Below are 19,083 nucleotides of genomic sequence, written 5' to 3' on the forward strand. Positions count from 1 at the left end.
ATCATTATAATTTTATTACGAAAAAGTATAAAAAATGGACTGTTCAAGGAATATTTACGCCTTTATATTGTCATTAATAACAAATAACTTTCGTCCAGAATAATAACGAAAGTCATACCCACACCAACAAAAAAATGAGGTTTTTATGGCAGGATGGTACGAAATTTCACAAGCGAGTGATGGACAATATCGTTTTATTTTGAAGGCAGGAAATGGTGAGCCTATTTTAAATAGCGAGCTATATAAGGCAAAAGCTTCTGCTGTAAATGGTATTGAGTCAATTCAGAAAAACAGTGGTGATGATGCCCGATATGAGCGTTTAACTGCAAAGAATGGGAAACCTTATTTCAATTTAAAAGCTGCAAATCATCAAATTATTGGCACGAGTCAGTTCTATGCGAGTGAAGCTTCACGAGATAAAGGAATCGAGTCGGTTAAAAACAATGGTTCATCAACCAATATCAAAGACTTAACCGTTCAGGCATAAAATTGAGTTAAAAAAAGCAGCTTCGAAAAGCTGCTTTTTTATTTAGGTATTTATTAACGCGCTAACTTAGCTAAAAGTTCTTCTTTAGTTAAATTGCTCGCTTCAGCATCGCGGCGACCTTTATATTCAAAAGTACCCGCATCAAGACCTTTTTCACCAATCACAATACGGTGTGGAATACCCATTAATTCAAGGTCAGAGAATTTAACGCCTGGGCGTTCGTTACGATCATCAAGTAACACATCAAAACCTTGAGCTTGAAGTTCTGCATAAAGGGATTCTGCTGCTTCAAGAGTACGTGGTGATTTGTGCGCATTCATTGGAACAATTGCAATTTCAAATGGTGCAATGGCTTGAGGCCAGATAATACCTTTGTCATCGTAGTTTTGTTCAATTGCAGCTGCAACAACACGTGTTACACCAATACCGTAGCATCCCATAGTTACTGTAAATGGTTTGCCATCTTCACCTAAAACTTTACAGCCTAAAGCTTCAGAGTATTTAGTACCTAGCTGGAAAATATGACCTACTTCGATACCACGTTTAATTTGTAGTGTACCTTTGCCATCTGGAGATGGATCGCCTTCAACCACATTACGTAAGTCAAAAATTTCGCTAATTTGCGCATCACGTTCCCAGTTTACGCCAACCGCATGTTTGTCCGCTTCATTTGCACCAGCAACGAAGTCAGAAAGAACCGATGCAGCACGGTCAACAATTACGGTTAAGCCTTTTTCGACTAAACCTTGTGGACCAGTAAAGCCAGCAGTTAAACCAAATGCTTGAAGTTGTTCTTCAGTTGCAAAAGTAAGAGGCGAAGCAACTAAAGGATGCTTCTCAGCTTTAATCTCATTAAGTTCGTGGTCACCACGTACAAATAGAGCAACGACAGGAACATTACCTTTTTCATCAGCAATGCCTTGTACCAATAATGCTTTAACAGATTGCTTTGGATCAGCATTTAAGAATTGGCAGACATCATCAATCGTTTTTTGGTTTGGCGTTTCAACCAATTTAAATTCTTGTGTCGGTGCTGCACGTTCATCCACTAAAACAGCCTCAGCCATTTCAACGTTTGCTGCATAATCAGATTCAGTTGAAAATGCGATGTCATCTTCACCACTAGCAGCCAATACGTGGAATTCGTGGGAAGCTGAACCACCAATAGAACCTGTATCAGCTTGTACTGGACGGAAATCCAAACCTAAGCGAGTGAAAATACGGCTATAAGTGTCGTACATCACATCATAAGTTTCTTGTAATGATTCTTGAGTTGCATGGAAAGAATAAGCATCTTTCATGATGAACTCACGTGAACGCATTACACCAAAACGTGGACGGATTTCATCACGGAATTTAGTTTGAATTTGATAGAAATTTACAGGAAGCTGCTTATAACTTTTTAATTCGTTACGCGCCATATCAGTAATAACTTCTTCATGCGTTGGCCCAAGTACAAATGGGTTCGTATGACGATCTTTAAAACGTAATAATTCAGGGCCATATTGTTCATATCGACCTGATTCTTCCCAAAGACTTGCGGGTTGAGTCACGGGCATGAATACTTCCATTGCGCCTGAACGGTTCATTTCTTCACGAACAATCGCATCTACTTTTTTAAGCACACGTGTTCCCATCGGCAGCCATGTATATAAACCAGATGCCAATTTACGAATCATCCCCGCACGTAACATGAGCTGGTGTGAAATCACTTCAGCATCATTTGGGGTTTCTCTCAACGTTGCAAATAAAAAGCGGCTTGCGCGCATGGAAAAAGTCCTAAAAGTTAAGCGTTATAAAAACGCAGATTATACGATAATCGCTGCATTATGACATGAATCGTCGTGTTTGACGCAGCATAAAGTTTTTCAAGTCATCCAGATAAGTGAAAATGACGGGTACAACCACAAGTGTCAACAGAGTAGAGGTTATCACACCACCAATAACCGCATGAGCCATTGGTGCGCTTTGCTCACCGCCTTCGCCGAGACCTAAAGCTAAGGGAACCATCCCCATCACCATAGCACTTGTGGTCATCAAAATTGGACGTAAACGGGTCTTACCAGCTTGTAAAATAGCGTCATAACGGCTCACACCCTGATCCATCGCTTTCTTAATAAAATCGATCAGCAAAATCGCATTTTTAGTGACAAGCCCCATCAGCATGATAATACCAATAATCGAAAACAGATTTAGGGTGCTTTGGAACAGGAATAAGGCAAGAAAAACACCAATCAATGACAAAGGTAAAGATGCCATAATTGCTGCGGGATGAATAAAGCTATTGAACTGAGAACCTAACACGATATAAATAAATACAATCGATAGGGTAATAGCAGTTAAAGCGTATCCCGCAGATTCAGCCATATCGGCGTTTGCTCCTTGAGTATCGAATGTATAGCCTGCAGGTAACTTAAATGCCTTTTGCATTTTATCGATGTCTTGACCAATATCTCCGCTCGGGCGACCAGAGGTATTCGCCTCAATAAGAACCTCACGTTCAAGGTCACGTCTGTTAATTTGTGAAGCACCGAGCTTTTCTTCGGTTGTTGCGACTGCACTCAATGGAACTAATATATTTTGTCCAGCTGCATTGGTTTTATTAGAGTTGATATATAAATTTTGAACATCTTGCGGAAGCATACGTTTATTTTCATTTAAACGTAAATTCACATCATAAGTTTCACCATCACGGTCTTCCCAAGTGGTGACATTATCTCCCGCAATTAATGGTCGAATGGCATTCGCAATTTGGGAAACAGATAAGCCCAAATCACTTGCCAGCACGCGATTAATATGAACACCCAAAGTAGGTTTGGGTTCTTTCAATGAACTTTCTAAATCAACTACGCCTTTAATTTTTTCCATTTCAGCGATAAAGCGATCTGAAATTTTTTGTAGTTCATTTAGGTCAGATCCTTTAATAGAAATCATGATTGGCTTTTGTCCGCCAGAGACAGAGTCTTGTGCTGCGGCAACAGAAGTTACTCGAATACCCGCTACAGTTTGCAAACGATCACGGAACTCATTATTGAGTGTATTTAGATCTGAGCTACGTTCTTGTTTTGGCTTTAAGGTCACTCCTAAACCAGCATGGTTTTTACCAGAGTCTACTTCACTGTTAACCACGCCATAAGTGGAAACCACATCAGGGAATTGTCTAATAATTTGATCGACCTGATGTAATTTGGCTTGAGTATATTCTAAAGAAGAGTCTACAGGAGTCTCGAACTGGATACGGACTTCACCTTTATCTGGTGTAGGTACAAATTCGGTTCCAATCAGTTTCGATAGCCCTAATGCAGCAAATAATGAAGCGATTGCAACGATGACGGTAATAAAACGAAAGCGTAGAGCAAGCTTTAATAGCTTTTCATAAACATGAGTAAGCCGATCTAGCAAATTAGAAATATGGTTAAAAAAACGTTGTAGCCAATTATCTTTTTTCTTTACAGGATCTTTCCAATGAGCTGAAAGCATTGGATCGAGTGTAAAGCTAATAAACATTGAAATTAAAACAGCCGTACTGACCGTTACACCAAATTGATAAAAGAAGCGTCCAATCAGTCCCCCCATGAAGGCTACCGGTAGAAAGACTGCCACAATAGTAAGCGTGGTTGCGAGTACAGCTAAACCAATTTCTTTTGTCCCTTCAAGAGCAGCGGTCACATGGTCTTTGCCCAGTTCAGTATGTCGGACGATATTTTCCCGAACTACAATTGCATCATCAATGAGTAAACCAATACTGAGTGACAAAGCTAACAGCGTCATCATGTTAATGCTAAACCCGAAAGCCCAAATAAAAGTTAAGGTTCCGAGCAAAGTAATCGGTAAGGTTAAACCGGTAATAACTGTAGAGCGGAAAGAGCCTAAAAAGAGTAAAACAATAAGAACTGCTAAAGCAGCACCTTCAATAATGGTTCGAACCACATCTTTGATTGAAGCGCGAATACCTTTAGAGCTATCAGCTACGACTTTGTAATCTAAACCCGCAGGCATTTGATCTTTTAATTTCTCTAACGTTTGATAAGTCTGATCGACGACTTTAATTACATTGGCATCGGAGCTTTTTAAGATATCGACTGAGACCGCAGTTCTTCCATTATAAAAGGCACTCGATTGTAGTTCGGCTTGTGTGTCCTCAACAGTTGCTACTTGCTTTAAAAAAATGGGTGAACCATTTTTATTGGCAATCACCAAATCACCAAATGCAAGGGGATGAATAACTTTCGATTGAATCTGTACAACCAGTTCAGAGTTTTTTTGTTGTAAGGTCCCTGCAGGCACTTCAATATTTTCATTTTTTAAGGTGTTAATGACCTGATCAATACCAATACCGTAACTTTGCAATTGTGCAGGAATAACCTTTATTCGTATTTGCCGTTTAGCGTCGCCCAATAAATTCACATTACCGACACCCGAAACCGTTTTAAGCTGAGGCACAATTTTTTTATCTACATACGAACTTAATTGCGCCAAACTCATGCTGTTTGATTCAAATACGACTGACATGATTGGGCTAGAAGAGGGGTCATAGCGTTGCACAATCGGTGTATCAATTTCATCACGGAACTGCGCTGTGACGGGTGCAATTTTGTCACGAACATCCTGAGCAGCAATCGCCGAAGAAGTATCAAGATTAAACTCGGCAATCACCATTGAAAGGCCTTCACTTGAGCGTGAGGTAATCTGTTTAATTCCTGAAATTGTATTGATTTGATCTTCAAGTTTTTTTGTTATATCTGACTCAACAGCCTCTGGGGACGCACCCGCATATTGTGTAGTGACTACTACGAATGGGAAATCTATATTTGGAAACTCTTCGACAGTCATACGTTTCCAAGATGCCAACCCGAGTACCATTAAGCTGAGCATCATCATAATGGTAAAAACGGGGTATTTCACACTGATTCGAGTAAACCACATACGCTATTTGCTACCTTATTTATTTTTGTCGGTTGTAACCGTCACTTTTTTATTAATGTCGGAATCTTCAAATTGAATACGGCTGACCAGATCTGTGCTTTGTAAACCTTCGACTAAAGCAATATTGTTGTTATAACGCTGTTCAACCACCCGAAGTTTAACTTTTTGAATGGTGTGATTGCGTATCACCCATACAAACGGGTCATGTTGTATATTTTGAATGCTGTCTAAAGGAATAGTTTGGCCTTGATGAGTGTCATTGCGCAAAATGTTTCCATTAATGAAAGCTCCAATACTTAACGAGTCAATTTTTTCTTTAGGAGCAGCAAAGAACTCAATTTGTCGACTATCTTGATCTGCAACAGGTGAAATGCGAGTTAGCGTTGCATTTAATTGTTTTGAATTGCCCTGAATTTGATATTGAATGTTGCTACCTATCTTAAGCGCAGATTGCTGTTCAATTGGCAACTTGGCCTGTATTTCAAGTTGATCAGGATTTACGATTTCAAATAGTGTTTGTCCAACTGAAACAGTTTGACCAGGTTCAACTTGGCGTTTAGTAATCACACCTGAAATTGGACTAGTAATAATTCCGTCTTGATCCGCTTTTTTAGCAATATCAACATTGGCTTGTTGTGCTTTTACACTTTCAAGCTGGCCTTTATAGTCAACCTGACTTTGTTCAAACTCGACACGAGCAATAAAACCCTGATTAAATAATCTTTGTTTTCGGTTCATCAAATTACGAGCAAGTTCAGCTTGTGACTGAGCTGATGCAAGGTTGGCGCGTGCTTGCGCTAATCGTGCAACATTGTCCTGATTATTCAATCTCACCAGAACTTGACCTTTTTGTACCTGTTGGCCGACATTTGCAGTGACATTCGTCGCTGTTGCGCTTACTTGCGCCTGAATGGAACTTTGCTGAACCGCACGAATAGTTCCTGTAAATGCAGTTTGAGAATCAAGAGCTCCTTCTTTAACTGCAATAAGATCTTGAGGAATAAGCTCAATTTTTACAGGAGCTGAGGCTGAGGTTTGAGTTGTTTCTTGCTGATTACATGCAGCTAAAATTAAACATAAACTAATAATACTCAGTTTAAAAAAAGTAGAAGGGGTGAGATGCATCGTGTGCATACAGCATCATCCTATAATTCAAATTTTATTTTGCCCCCTATTCTTGATAAACCTTTGCAGTTATTCAAGCTTTTTTAAACGATCGATAATATTTTCATACTCATTGTTGGTTCGGTTATAGGTCTTGGAAAGTGTTTCAAGTGTTTGTTTAACCCGATTAATATTATTTAGATTGTTTTCAATCAAAGCCTTATGACGCTCAGGAATCGGTTCTCCTTTTCTGAAATACTCCATTTCCTGACGCTTAAATAAAATTTTGTCTTGTTGTAATTGATTAAGTTGTTCCTGCTGATAATTAATTTGCTTTTTTATAGACACTAATGCCTGATCTCTTTTAATCGAAGCTGTCTTACTATTGCTATAAGCTTTTTTTAATTTGATATCTTGTTCTTTATGTCGCGCCAATAATGCCCGTTGACTCGATTGATTTAAATCAGCTTCAGCATTATAAGAGTGGTTTCTTTTTATTACTTGCATATTACGATCTAGAGCTTCATAACCATAACGAATATGAGCAGGTGTGACCGATGTACTAATATTGGCAATACCATGTTGGTCATAATAACGATACCAAACCGCTTTAGGTGTGCCGGCAATAGCAACACTAGAGGGTAAGAAAAAGAGTGATCCGAAGGAAATAATGCCTATAGATACAGACAAACAGTTCCTGTAAAAGGCATATTTCATCCTGTCATTCATTGAAAATCCCCAAAAAAGATAGCTAAGTCGCTTATTTTTAAATATTTAATCTTCATTATATTAATTATTATTTAGCTGAATAAAAATATAGTCATTATAAAAAAAATGATAATTTTAATTAAAGTGTGATGAGGTTAAAAGTTATTGTTTATAAATGAGAAAGTAGACAAAAATGCCTCATTGAAAATAGAACGTGAGATATGTTAAAAATGCGTATAAATGTGTAAAAACAAATTTAAGTTAAATTGCATTTATATTTTATTTTTATGGGGATGGAAGATTAAATGGAAGATGCATTCCAAAATCTGAAAGTAATGGTGATTGATGACTCAAAAACCATTCGCCGTACAGCGGAAACCTTATTACAGCGTGAAGGCTGTGAAGTGATTACTGCTGTGGATGGATTTGAAGCTTTGTCCAAAATTGCAGAAGCAAATCCGGATATTGTTTTTGTCGATATCATGATGCCTCGTTTAGATGGTTATCAAACTTGTGCTTTGATAAAAAACTCTCAAAATTATCAGAATATTCCCGTTATCATGCTCTCTAGTAAAGATGGTTTATTTGATCAGGCAAAAGGGCGTGTGGTAGGTTCAGATGAATACTTGACGAAACCTTTTAGCAAAGATGAATTGTTAAACGCGATTCGTAATCATGTAAGTTCATAAACAATAATTTGAGGGCAAAAAAATGGCACGTATTCTCATTGTAGATGATTCACCAACAGAAACTTTCCGTTTTAAAGAGATCCTAACCAAACATGGTTATGACGTGCTTGAAGCATCAAATGGTGCAGATGGTGTAACTCTTGCAAAAGCAGAGCAACCAGATCTTGTATTGATGGATGTTGTAATGCCGGGGGTAAATGGTTTTCAGGCAACACGTCAGATTACTCGTGATGAAGACACTAAGCATATCCCTGTTGTTATTGTGAGTACTAAAGATCAGGCAACTGACCGTGTATGGGGCAAGCGTCAAGGTGCAATCGATTATTTGATTAAGCCAATCGAAGAGAATCAATTGATTGATGTAATTAAACAATTTCTAAATTAACTCATCCATCCATAAAAACATAAATAACGGGCATTTTGTACCCGTTTTATAGGATCGAGTATGGCAGCGAATGGATTTATCGAGTTACTTCGTTTGTCTAAACGGGGTAATAAGAATTACGCTTCAGTTCAAAATGAAGCACAGCGATGGTCAGGAATTGCTTTTGAAATGAGAGGGCAATACTTCGTCGCACCACTTGGGGAAGTGTCAGAAGTAATCTATCCGCCAAAATATACACCTGTTCCAAATACCCAAAGTTGGGTAAAGGGATTGGCAAATATTCGAGGAAGATTACTTTCAGTGTCTGATTTGGCGCATTTTATTTTAGGGCAACGAAGTTCATTTTCGTCAACTCAAAAAGTATTGTGTATTAGCCATCGCGACCAGTATGTGGGGTTGGTCGTGGATCAGGTTTTGGGGATTCAGCACTTTAATAAAAAAAGCTTTTTTTCTCAAAGCTTAGACTTAGAGGAAAATCTAAAAGAATATTGCCAAGGTTATTTTCATCAACATAACCAGCATTGGCATGTCTTTTTATTTAGTCGTTTATTGCAAAACCCACATTACATGAATGCATCGACAAAATTTATAAACTAATTTTTACGCTGTGAAAACAGAGTATTTTTCTGGGGAAAAGCTATGGGCTTTAAGCTTAAAAAGAAAGGCAGCAGTCGGGTTGCGTCCGAAAAATCGGGTGTCAATTTTATTGCAACAATCCAGTCAAAAATTGAGCAGTTTGCCAGTTTATTTGGGGAAAGTGAAAAGTCCAAGCCAATCCTATATGCAGCACTTTTATGTTTTGTGCTTGCATTAGTTTCTCTAGCCTATCTGTTCTATAACGTTCCACGTCATAACCAGTTAATTCGAAGTCTCGGTGAGTTGCGTTTGTTATCTCAAACGATTTCTAAACAAGCAACTGAAGCAACTGAGTCTGGCTCTCAAGAGGCAATCACCAAGCTACAGCAGTCTCAAAAAGACTTTAATGAAAACTTACTTGAGATTGAAAATATTCACGGTAAATCGACTGATGAATATCAAAAAGTTCAAGTTATGTGGACTGAACTTTCAAAAAACATCGATTTGATTTCAGCACATCAAAAAGTCCTTAACCAGTTATATGACACCAACATCTCTATTAGCGAAACCGTCCCTGAGATTCAGGCAGAATATAACTTGATGGTTGACCAAATGGCGCGTCAAGGTTTGCCAAGTAGTCAGGTAATTATTGCTAAAAACCAGGTATTTATTGCCGAACGTATTTTACGTTCTATTAACTCGGTATTAAGTGGTACCGATGGCAATGTATCGACTAGCGATTTTGGTGTAGACATTGATACGTTTGGTACGTATTTAAATGCTGAACTTAATGGTAATGCTGAATTGGGTGTTGATCGTATTGCTGATCCGGCTTTACGTGAATCATTAGAAAGTATTAAATCTGAATATGACAAAGTCTTAAAATCTGCTGCTGCCACGGTATTAAAAAATGGTAACCAGATTGTCAATGTTCGTCAGGCATCTTCTCAGATCTTCTCTAAATCAGATGTGATGTTAGATAACTTGGGGCATTTATCTGATGTAGCAAGAAAGAACTGGCTTACTTTATTGTTAGGTGCGGTGCTAATCAGTTCTTTAGCAGGCTTAATCTTCTCTGTATTTAAATTGATCACATTACGTAGTGTGATGGATAAGCAACGTGTTACTCGATTACAAGACGAATATGACCGTAACCAAAACGCGATTTTACGTTTACTTGATGAAATCGCCGATCTTGCAGATGGTGACTTACGTTCATATGCAACTGTATCTGAGGATTTTACGGGAGCAATTGCCGACTCGATTAACTTTGCGATTGACCAACTACGTGACCTTGTATCCCGTATTCATGAAACCTCTCAAGAAGTTGCTCGCTATACACAAGATACGCAGAGTATTACGAACCAATTAGCAGAGGCGTCTGAGCATCAGGCTCAAGAAATTGCTGGTGCATCAACAGCAATGAATGAAATGGCGCAATCGATTGACCAAGTATCTTCAAATGCATCTGAATCTGCTGAGGTAGCAGAGCGTTCGGTACAAATTGCCTCTAATGGTGCGCAAGTGGTAAACCGTTCAATTGAAGGTATGGACACAATCCGTGAACAGATTCAAGAAACGTCTAAACGTATTAAGCGATTGGGTGAGTCTTCACAAGAAATTGGTAACATCGTATCGCTCATTAACGATATTGCCGACCAAACTAACATTCTTGCATTAAACGCAGCAATTCAAGCATCTATGGCTGGTGAAGCAGGCCGTGGTTTCGCCGTAGTTGCTGACGAAGTACAGCGTCTTGCAGAGCGTTCTGCATCGGCAACTAAACAGATCGAAACTCTGGTTAAAACAATTCAGACTGATACAAATGAAGCTGTTATTTCGATGGAACAAACCACCACTGAAGTTGTGCGTGGTGCAAACTTGGCAAAAGACGCGGGTATTGCCTTGGATGAAATTCAAAAAGTATCGGGTGACTTGGCAAACTTAATTGCCAGCATTTCTGATGCAGCAAAACTTCAATCTGCATCTGCCAGCCATATTGCGACCACCATGACAGTCGTACAAGAAATTACTTCACAAACGACAACTGCAACCTTTGATACAGCACGCTCTGTTTCTGAACTAGCAAACATGGCAGAGTCATTACGTGAATCGGTAACGGACTTTAAATTACCTGATTAAATTGGGGATGAGAATAGCTGTTTCAGTACCGCTATTCTTCTAAAAAGTATTAACAACACCAGATAAATATTGGGGAAACAGCTATTTTTCTGGTGTTGACTCTGTCGTTTTTCTCCATTTAGGAGACAAGCAAAAGAAGCCTTTGCTATGAAAGAAATATTAAAAACTTTAACTGAAGCAATGATGCTACCGGAAGATAGCTACTCTCAACAAGATGATGAATTTCTTGAAATATTTGTCGAAGAAATTGAAGAAATTTTTGTTGAATTACAATCTTTGATTCACGAATGGATGCAATCTGAAAATGTTGCTACGCTTACTGAAATCCGCCGTCATTTTCATACATTGAAAGGTTCAGGGCGAATGATTGGGGCCAAATCTTCTGCTGAGCTTGCTTGGACTGTGGAAGATACGCTTAATCGGGTAATCAATCAGAGTCTCGGATTAACTCCTGACATCCAACAATATGTTCAGTTGGTATTTAAGTTCTATTTCTTTAAGTTAGTAGATGACTTCAAATCTAAAAAAAATCATACCCTAGACTTTAGGCCCCTAATTTTATTGGGACAACAATTACAGCAACAGCAAAGTATAGAACCCGCGTTAGACGAACTTTTATTATTATCAGATATTCTTACTGCTGAAACTCAAACTGGTTTAGAAGTGAATGACTTAGAACCAGAATCTACAGAAGTTTTAACTATTTTGACTCCAGAAGTTGCTATAGAAACTGAACAGACTCTTGCTGAAACCTTAATTTTATTTATGGAAGAAGCAGAAGAGCACTTAGCGACAATTGATCAGTTTTTGGAAAAAGAAATACATCAGCATGAAAGTTATAATGCTCTAATACGTGCGTTACATACATTACGTGGCAGCTCTGCCATGGCTCATGTAGAACCAATCTTTGAAGCTAGTACCAAAGTTGAGCATTTATTTAAAATACTATTACAAGAAGAGCTTTCTTCTCATTCAGAAGAAGTTTCATTACTCCGTGATTATCGTCAGTTTATTCGAAATAGTTTAGATCTATTGGCTGCACATTGCTCTACTGAGCAATTGGAATCTGATCTACAAAAATTTAATCAGGTTTGGGATGCTTACATGGAGCAGCATGGTGAGCATTCGAGCCCACTCATGCCTCCACATGGTTTAGTGTCTCAGCTATTACAGCTAGATGTTGCTGAATTACTTGATGCGGAATTAGACTTTGAGAAGGGAATACGTACAGAGTTTCCTCATTATCTTGAACGTTTAAGTGAACAAGCAGATGTTTTGCTGCAACATACTCAGTCGCAGGCAATGATTGGTTTATATGAATATACTAACCAGTTGAAAGAAAGCTACGACATATTGCTTGATCGACCTGATTTATTGCAATCAGATTATATTTTTGAAATTTATCAAAAAGCGCACCAACAATTAATTCAGTTATTTGATGCATTAGCTGCGGGACAAAGAGTAAGTATCATCGAGCAACACCAAAATGTCTTGGATGAGCTAAAACTATATACTCAATATATTCCAAATCTTAATTCCGAATCATTAGAAACTCATCAAGACGTTTTTGAACCATTGTTTAATGCTGAAGTTGAACAAACGGCGAATGAACCTCTCATAGAAAATCTATTCACTGATCAGGTCACCATAGGACAGAGTGTACAACTAGATCGACAGTTTATTTCGTCTGAGCATGTAAACCGTCATTTTGATCCAGATCTTTTAGATATTTTTCTTGAAGAAGCCGATGAGTTGCTTGAGGGAATGGATACAGATCTTAATCTTTGGGTTAATGATCAAGAAAACTTTGCCGCTCTCAATAATCTGATGCGTTATTTGCATACCTTAAAAGGTGGGGCAAATATGATTCAGGCAACTTATATTGGTTTAATTGCACATGAGTTAGAAAGTATTTATGAGCGTTTAATTCAAAAACAGTTGATAGTTTCGTCTGCTCTCATTGATTTTATTCGACTAGTTCAAGATGACTTGGCTGACCGTCTTCAAATAGTGCGTGAACAGCACCTAGATTATGCTGCTTCTCATACTATTCAAGCACTTAAAAATGCAGGTCAGGTATTTGATTCTCATATTAAAGAGAGCAAAACAGAACCTGAAACGTATGTTATACCTGAATTAAATTTTGAAGTATTACAACAAGAAGCGATAAATAATACGGCGTTAAACCTCAGTGAGTTAACTTCTGCTTCTGAGCAGATTGCTAAGTCTAATAATCAACTTGTTGAGCAAACCGAATTACAAGTTCTTTATGCTGATCACGATCATACAGAGAGTATCCCAGATCAAGATATTAATACTGTTGTCGAGCAGACATTCATGGAGGAAGCGGCCGAACTATTAGAAATGGCCGATCACTTATTAAAACAATGGTTCGAGCAACGTACTAACCGTAGTATCTTGCTTCAACTACAAAGAGCAGTGCACAGCTTGAAAGGCGGTTCCCGTATGCTGGGACTTGAAACCGTGCAAGCGATTGCTTATCAACTTGAGAATGCTTTTGAACAATTTGCGCTTCATCATTTCAGCTCAAATATTTATGACAACTTATTAGAGAGTGCAATTGTCTGGTTAAAAGAGGCAATTTTTAAACAAAATTATCAACACTTCGATGGTTTACAACAAAGTCTGGAAAATATCCAGTTCATTGAAAGAGCAATTCAAATTCCTAGTAAGTTAACTAGAACTGATCTATTCAGCACGGAACCTGTAATGAGTTTTGTGCAAGGTGACGGTACAGAACCACCGCCAATGATGGGTGAGTGGGAACAAGCACAACGCCTTGATCAAAATAATGAGATGATTCGAGTCTCGGCAGATTTAATTGAAAAAATGATTGATCTGTCTGGTGAAAATTCGATTAACCGTTCGCGAATTGAAATGGATTTAAGCCAATTTGGTCATACCTTAGCGGAAATGGAATTGGCTATTCAGCGACTTGCAGATCAGTTGCGTCGAATGGAAGGCGAATTAGAAACCCAAATTATTGCAAAACACGGTATTGAGAACTCACGTTATACGGAATTTGATCCTTTAGAGATGGACCAATATTCTTCATTAAATCAGTTATCAAAGTCTCTTGCCGAGTCTGCATCAGATTTAGTAGATTTTAAAAATACATTATCTGAAAAGATCAGAGACACTGAAGGTTTATTGGTACAGCAATCGCGTATTCAGGCTGAAATTCAAGAAGGTCTTATGCGAACACGCTTAGTACCATTTTCTCGATTGTTGCCTCGTCTGCAAAGAATTGTGAGGCAGACTTCTACCGCGTTAAATCGACCAGCAGAGCTTTTTGTTAATAATACAGAAGGCGAGCTGGACCGGACAATGTTAGAACGTTTGGTTACGCCACTTGAGCACATGCTTAGAAACGCAATTGACCATGGACTAGAAGACCGTGCGCAACGTGAGCAAGCGCAGAAACCAGAAACGGGACGTATTGAACTCAATATTCATCGTCAAGGTACAGATGTTGTAGTTACATTTAAGGATGATGGGCAAGGTATTGATATCGAGAAGGTTCGTCAAAAGGCGTTAATGTCTGGTTTGATTAATCCAGAGCAAGTATTAGAACATCAAGATATTTTACAGCTGATTTTCCATCCTGGTTTAAGTACAGCCGATCAAGTCACTCAGATTTCAGGTCGTGGTGTAGGGCTGGATGTCGTGCAAAGTGATATTAAGGCCTTAGGTGGCCATGTGAGTGTCGACTCTGTATACGGGCAGGGAACTGTCTTTACCATACGTGTTCCAACGACAGTAGCTGTTAGTGATGCTTTAATGGTTAAAGTTGCTGATCAGCAATTTGCAATTCCATTGGCTCAGATTGATCGAATTGTACGAGTTTCACCAGCATCATTAGAACAATATTTCGGAAGTGCACAAGAGCTCTTTGAATTTGAAAATAAGCATTATCCATTACGTTATTTATCTGAGTTTGTTGGTAATCAACCAATTCCGCGCTTAAGTGGAATGATGTATTCATTACCAGTATTAATGATTAAGGCAAATAATGGACAAACCGTCGCATTATTAGTTGACCAACTGATTGGCTCACGCGCACAGATTGTAGTTAAGCCAATAGGACAACAATTCTCTAGCATTGGTGCGATTGCAGGAGCAACTATTTTAGGTGATGGCCAAGTTTGTCTAATTTTAGAGGGACAAAATATTGCTCGCCAAATTCAATCTACTCACCGACATAAATCGCTTAATGAAACTATCTATAGACAACGCGAGTCTGACGAGCGACGTCTTATCATGATTGTAGATGACTCGGTAACTGTACGTAAGGTGACGTCTCGCTTACTTGAACGTCAGGGCTATGATGTAGTCACAGCTAAAGATGGGGTTGATGCGATTGAGCAATTGGAAAATATTAAACCAGATCTCATGTTACTTGATATTGAAATGCCACGGATGGATGGCTTTGAGGTACTTAACCTCGTTCGACATCATGATCTACATCAAGATATGCCAGTGATTATGATTACATCACGAACTGGTGAAAAACACCGTGAACGAGCATTTACTTTAGGTGTGAACCAATACATGGGTAAACCTTTCCAAGAAGAAGACTTACTTCACAATATTGATGCGTTATTCATGACATTTGAAGGGAGACTTGCCTAATGAAAAGTAATATAAGTACATCCTTAATTAATGAAATGGACCAGCAAGAGCTTCAGCATTTAATTACTGTCTCAACTGGTTTTATTGATGCATATATTATCGAGTGTCATCAGCAAGTGCCGATGCTATTGCCGCAAAATATAGTGTTATCTGCTATGGATGTTAAAAACGGTATCAAGCATATTGAATGGCATGATGTAAAACTCCCTGTTTATTCGGTTCACAACGAAATAGATTCTCGAGCAGTAGCTTTAGTCATTGAAAGCGAAGACATTAGTCAACGTTTTGCACTTGTGTGTAAATCGATGCCAGTTTCAGTTCGCCTGCGTATTTCTGAAGTCGTAGATGAAAATGACGATATACAAGAGTCTTTACAGCACCCAACTGTATTTAAATATATTCGTATGGACAATCAACGCTACCATGTTCCTAATTTGCAATATATTCAAAATTCATTTCATCTATAAAAAAAGGAACTCATTTTGAGTTCCTTTTTAACTTTTACTTAGCTAACAAATTTTCCAAAATTTGTTCATAAATATCAGTTAGTGGATCAAGGTCTTGTACATCAACATGTTCGTTAATCTGATGAATTGTTGCGTTAAGAACACCTAATTCCAATACCTGTGCGCCTGTTGGAGCAATAAAACGGCCATCAGAAGTACCGCCACTCGTTGAAAGCTCAGTTTCAGTACCCGTTACGTTTAAAATAGCAGTTTGCGCTGCATTAACGAGTTCACCCACAGGTGTTAGGAATGGTAAACCAGAAAGATTCCAAACGATTTCGTACTGTAAACCGTGTTTATCTAAAATCTCATGCACACGTTGTTTAAGTTGTTCTGCTGTTACTTCTGTTGAATAACGGAAGTTAAAAGTAACTTCTAGTGCGCCAGGAATGACATTTGTTGCGCCAGTGCCAGCATGAATATTTGAAATCTGAAATGATGTTGCTGGGAAATATTCATTTCCATTATCCCAAACAGTTTGGCACAGTTCTGCTAAAGCTGGTGATGCTTCATGAATCGGATTACGCGCCAAGTGTGGGTAAGCCACATGACCTTGCTTACCTTGAACTTTTAATACGGCATTAAGTGAACCACGACGACCATTTTTAACAATGTCACCCAATTTATGAGTACTTGAAGGTTCACCTACCAAACACCACGTCATCTTTTCGTTACGTTTTTCAAGAGTCTCAATCACTTTAACCGTACCGTTAATAGCAGGGCCTTCTTCATCAGAAGTAATTAGAAAAGCAATTGAACCTTTATGATCAGGATGTTTTGCGACAAAACGCTCAGATGCAACGACCATGGCTGCAAGAGCAGTTTTCATATCGGCCGAACCACGACCATATAATTTTCCATCGCGAATTTCAGGTACAAACGGATCTGAATTCCATGCTTCTAACTTACCTGTCGGAACTACGTCAGTATGACCGGCAAAACAAAATACAGGTTCTTCAGTTCCGCGACGCGCCCAAAGATTGTCAACTTCACCAAAACGCATCGGTTCAATATGAAAACCAATTTTGGCTAAACGGTCTGCCATGATGGTTTGGCATGTATGATCAATAGGAGTAACAGAAGGTTGTTGTAACAGTTCTAAGCTAAGCGAGAGAGTGTCTGAATGGTTCATACCGAAAATTGCGTGCTGATCAGGTGAAATATAGTCCGATATAATAGGCGAATCTCTAGGGGATGGGTACGTAAAAATAAAAAAACCTTATCGGAATGATAAGGTTTTTGAAGTAACAACTCTAACTTACATTTTATCTTGTGTTTTTTCAGCAGTATTTGTTACAGCATCACCTGCTTTAGAAACATCTTGCCCAAAACCTTTAAACGTATTACACCCTGTTAAAATAACAGCAACCATTACAGACGCAGCTAAAACTTTTTTCATCATTTTCTCCGTTTAAATTTAATAATGAAGTAAATTTAGATTAAAAAACAAACGGAAAAAGAAACATGACTGTTTAATAGTAAAAACGTTATAAAATGTTTCTAGAAGCTTAAAACTTATTGTTAATTAGTTTAATTTTTGCAGGTGAGGCTTAATGTTTAAGTATGAAGGATGTCTAAACATATAAAACAAAACCTCTTCACTATTTTTACAATATAGACCGTCTGTCCACCAATGTGCTGGATTTGAAGTCTGCTCTTTATTTGGACACAACCATTCGTGTCTTTCCAATCGATAAAAAGAAGAATGGGGAATGGTAGTCCCCCAATATCCCAAACGACGCTTTAAATTTATCCAGTCTGGTAGCGACTTTTGAAAATTTAGTTGAAGTGGTAGGTAGAGTTGTCCTTTTAAAACCGCAAAACGTTGTTGAATCTTAAAATTTAATGCTTCAGAAAATTGAAATTGCTTATTCGTAAAATGATAAAGTTTCTTGCTTAAAGTATCTTGACGGTTTAATCCAATCCATTGTTCTAAATGTAAGTCTGCCTCGCCCAAATAATATTTTAACGCGACCTCCCAATGTTCAATTTGTTGAGTTTTTTTATTTAAAATTAAAAAATCTAGCTCACCTAAAGTTTTTGCTCCATCAATTTTTTGAATACTATGACCTAACAGTTGGTAAGGATGATAATTATCCTCTTGTAGCCAGAACCAAAGTAAATTCTCAAAGCGTAAACCTAAGCGTGTACTTTTAAGTTGAGATAAAAACTGGATTAAAGGCTCTGGTGAATGATCGAGCTCTTTTAAACGTGGTAAATAATTTTGGAAATGCTTTTCCCATACTTCGGTTGGGTGCAGCTTAAAGTCGTGTTGTATAGAAAAACTTTTTGGTAATTGGCAAAGTAAATTTGGACTAGCGATACAAAAAGCCAGCTGTCGCACTATAGAATGTTGAAATTGAAGCCATGGTTCGAAATAGGAAGTTTTCACTGAGGCAATATTCATATATTTAATACTCGAAGTAATTCATCCTAATTTCATAAGGGATCAACAAACAATATTAGAAAAACACTTTATACTAACGCTAACAGCAGGTTAAGGTTTATATATGCGAACATTGTTCTGGCGCTCTTTGGTCGTGATTTTTATCACGCTAGGCATTATTGGAGCAATTTTACCAGGTATGCCCACAACAGTGTTTTTGATTCTGGCTGCATGGGCAGCTTCAAAGGGATGGCCACAAATGGATGATTGGTTATTAAACCATCCCAAATACGGCCCAACATTACGTGATTGGCGAGCCAATGGTACAGTACCACGTAAAGCCAAATGGATTGCAAGCATAATGATGGCAATCAGTGGCCTTATAATGCTATTTACTTCAGCACCGCTTGGGGTCAAAGTTTTTACTGATACTACCATGTTCATCGTTGCAGTTTGGTTATGGCTACGCCCTGAGCCAAAATTAAAAGATTGATAATCTTTTAATTTTGGCGCAAGACAAG

15 protein-coding genes are annotated in these 19,083 nt (G+C 38.2%); 8 read left to right on the forward strand and 7 right to left on the reverse strand.

All coding sequences use genetic code 11. The features are described 5' to 3' along the window. The first annotated feature begins 145 nt into the window (after positions 1–145). Complete coding sequence (locus F928_RS04975; protein WP_002116533.1) at positions 146–487, forward strand: YegP family protein; 342 nt, start codon at positions 146–148, stop codon at positions 485–487. Positions 488–540: 53 nt separating this feature from the next. Here F928_RS04975 and proS read toward each other — a convergent pair whose 3' ends face one another. The 4 genes from proS to F928_RS04995 form a co-directional block, all read right to left on the reverse strand. Continuing rightward, a complete protein-coding gene (gene proS / locus F928_RS04980; RefSeq protein ID WP_002116382.1) occupies positions 541–2,256 on the reverse strand; it encodes a proline--tRNA ligase in 1,716 nt (571 codons plus the stop codon). Between the two features lie 58 nt (positions 2,257–2,314). Beyond that, positions 2,315–5,413 carry an efflux RND transporter permease subunit gene (locus tag F928_RS04985; RefSeq protein ID WP_002116481.1) on the reverse strand — a complete coding sequence of 1,033 codons (3,099 nt, stop codon included), beginning with the start codon at positions 5,411–5,413 and terminating at the stop codon, positions 2,315–2,317. Between the two features lie 15 nt (positions 5,414–5,428). Continuing rightward, positions 5,429–6,538, reverse strand: a complete 1,110-nt coding sequence (nolF, locus tag F928_RS04990; protein WP_078210303.1) for an efflux RND transporter periplasmic adaptor subunit — start codon at positions 6,536–6,538, stop codon at positions 5,429–5,431. A 69-nt stretch (positions 6,539–6,607) separates the two neighbouring features. After that, positions 6,608–7,246: a hypothetical protein gene (locus F928_RS04995; protein ID WP_005072790.1), complete on the reverse strand. Its 639-nt coding sequence runs from the start codon at positions 7,244–7,246 to the stop codon at positions 6,608–6,610. Between the two features lie 284 nt (positions 7,247–7,530). Here F928_RS04995 and pilG point away from each other — a divergent pair, with 284 nt between their 5' ends. The 6 genes from pilG to F928_RS05025 all read left to right on the forward strand — a co-directional run bounded on the left by pilG (position 7,531) and on the right by F928_RS05025 (position 16,137). Continuing rightward, positions 7,531–7,914 carry a twitching motility response regulator PilG gene (gene pilG, locus F928_RS05000; RefSeq protein ID WP_000389061.1) on the forward strand — a complete coding sequence of 128 codons (384 nt, stop codon included), beginning with the start codon at positions 7,531–7,533 and terminating at the stop codon, positions 7,912–7,914. Positions 7,915–7,936: 22 nt separating this feature from the next. Next, entirely contained in the window at positions 7,937–8,299 is a 363-nt protein-coding gene (gene pilH / locus F928_RS05005; RefSeq protein ID WP_002116220.1) for a response regulator, read from the forward strand. A gap of 60 nt (positions 8,300–8,359) precedes the next feature. Next, positions 8,360–8,896, forward strand: coding sequence for a chemotaxis protein CheW (gene pilI / locus F928_RS05010; protein WP_002116439.1), 537 nt, complete (start codon positions 8,360–8,362; stop codon positions 8,894–8,896). Between the two features lie 42 nt (positions 8,897–8,938). After that, the gene (gene pilJ, locus F928_RS05015; RefSeq protein WP_005072794.1) at positions 8,939–11,017 is read left to right on the forward strand and encodes a methyl-accepting chemotaxis protein; all 2,079 of its coding nucleotides are present in this window, start codon (positions 8,939–8,941) and stop codon (positions 11,015–11,017) included. 147 nt (positions 11,018–11,164) lie between these two features. Beyond that, positions 11,165–15,670, forward strand: a complete 4,506-nt coding sequence (chpA, locus tag F928_RS05020; RefSeq protein WP_005072797.1) for a hybrid sensor histidine kinase/response regulator — start codon at positions 11,165–11,167, stop codon at positions 15,668–15,670. Continuing rightward, positions 15,670–16,137 carry a hypothetical protein gene (locus F928_RS05025; protein ID WP_002116250.1) on the forward strand — a complete coding sequence of 156 codons (468 nt, stop codon included), beginning with the start codon at positions 15,670–15,672 and terminating at the stop codon, positions 16,135–16,137. The genes chpA and F928_RS05025 overlap by 1 nt, the downstream gene beginning before the upstream one ends. A gap of 34 nt (positions 16,138–16,171) precedes the next feature. Here the strand turns inward: F928_RS05025 and dapE are convergent, their stop codons facing one another. The 3 genes from dapE to F928_RS05040 form a co-directional block, all read right to left on the reverse strand. Further along, entirely contained in the window at positions 16,172–17,308 is a 1,137-nt protein-coding gene (gene dapE / locus F928_RS05030; RefSeq protein WP_005072799.1) for a succinyl-diaminopimelate desuccinylase, read from the reverse strand. 126 nt (positions 17,309–17,434) lie between these two features. Then, positions 17,435–17,578 (reverse strand): entericidin A/B family lipoprotein, encoded by a 144-nt coding sequence (locus F928_RS05035; RefSeq protein WP_014207555.1) that lies wholly within the window; start codon positions 17,576–17,578, stop codon positions 17,435–17,437. 123 nt (positions 17,579–17,701) lie between these two features. Then, positions 17,702–18,583, reverse strand: coding sequence for a DUF1853 family protein (locus tag F928_RS05040; RefSeq protein WP_005072800.1), 882 nt, complete (start codon positions 18,581–18,583; stop codon positions 17,702–17,704). 103 nt (positions 18,584–18,686) lie between these two features. On the opposite strand from F928_RS05040, the gene F928_RS05045 reads away from it, so the two are divergent. Continuing rightward, positions 18,687–19,055, forward strand: a complete 369-nt coding sequence (locus tag F928_RS05045) for a YbaN family protein (protein ID WP_002116111.1) — start codon at positions 18,687–18,689, stop codon at positions 19,053–19,055. Positions 19,056–19,083 lie beyond the last annotated feature (28 nt).

The sequence above is a fragment of the Acinetobacter pittii ATCC 19004 = CIP 70.29 genome (assembly GCF_000369045.1).
Taxonomy (GTDB): Bacteria; Pseudomonadota; Gammaproteobacteria; order Pseudomonadales; family Moraxellaceae; genus Acinetobacter; species Acinetobacter pittii.